Annotated in this window: 1 protein-coding gene; it reads right to left on the bottom strand. The window is 50.2% G+C overall.

Going from position 1 to position 2,189, the window contains the following annotated elements; translation table 11 throughout:
• Nucleotides 1–616 precede the first annotated feature (616 nt).
• Nucleotides 617–1,846, bottom strand: coding sequence for a PDDEXK-like family protein (locus tag QMK33_RS23265; protein ID WP_283567022.1), 1,230 nt, complete (start codon nucleotides 1,844–1,846; stop codon nucleotides 617–619).
• Nucleotides 1,847–2,189: the final 343 nt, after the last annotated feature.

Here is a 2,189-nt window from a genome sequence, read left to right as displayed (position 1 = left end):
CCATTTCTTCCTGGCCTGCCTACGAAAGGCTGTTACGCTTCGAATAGGGGCCTCGAAACTGCCTGAACTGCTCGCTACAAACTGCCCTGACGGCCTCACAACTGCCCGAACTGCCCAAACTGTTCGCTGTAAACTGCCCTGACGGCCTCAAAACTGCCCGAACTGCCCAAACTGCTCGCTGCAAACTGCCCTGACGGCCTCAAAACTGCCCGAACTGCCTGAACTGCTCGCTGCAAACTGCCCGAACTGCCCCTAACTCGTTCTACCACTATGCAAGAGCTACCCAAACTGACTTAGCTGCTGCGTAAATCTGCCGGAATAGCCCGGGTTTCTTCGTTAAGTAGTTGCTTGAAACGTCCCGGCTTTACATATGCCAAATTATAAGACAGTTCTGAGGCCTTTAGTTAGGCTTTTCTCCACCGTCAGCCAGGTCATTCAGGTGGGAAGCGTACAAGCCAACTATGTAATCTGCTAGCTCCTTCTTAGTAAATCGCTTTGCTTTGGCTGGAACTTCGCGCACTGTTTCTACTACTTTGGCTTCGATACGTAGTAAATCTTTGGAACCTCACTATGGACTAGTTCTGTCTAGCCAATCTCCACTTCAGGAATCAACTGGCTAAGTTCCGGTGAGAAGGCCCTGCTGGTGAAGCACATCTAATGCTTGGCACAACGCAGTCAACCTAGCGCGGAGTTTATCCTTAAATGACCCCGTTGCAATACTAGTAAATAGCGTTTTGTAGTCGGTATTATAAAGTGGTTCCCAGCAAGCCCACCCGTCATTGCCTTGCGTATCACCCAGTAGTTTGCTTAGCGCTTGTCCTAATGCACTTTTCCTGCCTCCTCCAACAACTCCCACGTCTAACGTTGGCCCCGAGAATTCTAACCCAATGCAGAATGACCCCCACGTTGACTTTGTAAAGGAACACGTAGTTTCATTGGTCAGGCCTATAAAGTCCTGCCAATCATCTTCCGAATAAGCTGGCTGCAACTGTAGCCCTTCTGCTACGTCTCGCAATTCTTGCCCCAACCTCACACCAAGACGCTTTTCCGCCGCTTTTAACGCATTGGGAAGTTCGTAAGCTGCTTGCAACAGCGTGACATCCTGCAACAATAAGTCAGCGATTTCCTCTTGATACATAGTGGCGGTAGGCGAAGTGGATGGAAAGTTTAGTTGGCGCTCGACTTGATACCGAAAATCGAGCAGGAAAAGGCGCACTTTCTCTGGCTTGGCCACCTCAGCCCATTCACTGAGGAGGGGTAGCAGGAAGGTTTCGTACGTGAGGTTGAGGTAGTGCCCCGTCTGTTGCAAGGCCATTCGTTTGACTGGGTCTAAGCTTGAGGCGTGGGGGGCACGTGTGCGGCCACTCAAATAGATCAATAAGTAGTCGTCGCCAAACCCACCGATACCGGTTAAAAACTCGTGATAAGCTTCCAATTGCCGATCCTGGTCGACTGTGCTAGCGTGCGGCTTGTTTTCGATACACAGCGCGAACCGCGGCTGAGTACACGTCAGGAGCAAATCAATTTGCCCGTAATCGCCCCCTCCGTGACGCTTCTCTGCTACTACTTTGTATAATCCTTGGGACAAGCGAGGGTAAGGAAGATGGGCTTGCACGGCAGTCACAAAATTCCTCTGAAAAGCATCTTGCTGACCATGACTCTGCTGCGCGTCCAAAAAGTAAGCGAGCAGATGCGTAACCGGAACCTCCCCCCATTTGATAAAGTGAAAGGGCGAGAAGCCCGGGGCCTCTTCTAGGTAAAGCGTGCGCACCTGGTCTTCGTGTTGGACCACCAGCTCTTGGGTCCGCTGTAGTAAGGAGCGGAAAGGCGTAAGCGTATCAACCATCTACTAGCTTTAGCGCACGTTTTCTGAAGCGAAGTTGGTTCAGGATGCCTGCGGCGAGCGAAGGTAAACGCCTTTCGTTTGAAATTAACATGTAAAATTTTTTATATAAAAAGAATTTTCTTGCAAAAAGGTGGTATCGTTAGAATCTCCAAATTACTATGGGGTTACGGAGCTCTTTCTCCGCCCCTTTCTTTGTGAGCAGTACCCTAACACCAGTAACGCCCGATGCCGGAAAACGCTAAGTTTAAACGATTGCTCACGCTTTGGAAAGCTACTGGTACTCCTAAGCTCCTATAGCGGTTTCGTGAACCGCTTATCCTATTTCAGACGGGCTGCACATGGT

It is taken from the genome of Hymenobacter sp. H14-R3 (genome assembly GCF_030063445.1).
In the GTDB taxonomy this organism is placed as follows: Bacteria; Bacteroidota; Bacteroidia; order Cytophagales; family Hymenobacteraceae; genus Hymenobacter.
Note: the sequence above shows the minus strand (reverse complement) of the source record. Positions and strands in the feature narration are given on the sequence as shown.

Bases quoted from the DNA above. Each gene is read 5' to 3' on its own strand.
- QMK33_RS23265 (WP_283567022.1), bottom strand. From the start codon at position 1,846: ATGGTTGATACGCTTACGCCTTTCCGCTCCTTACTACAGCGGACCCAA.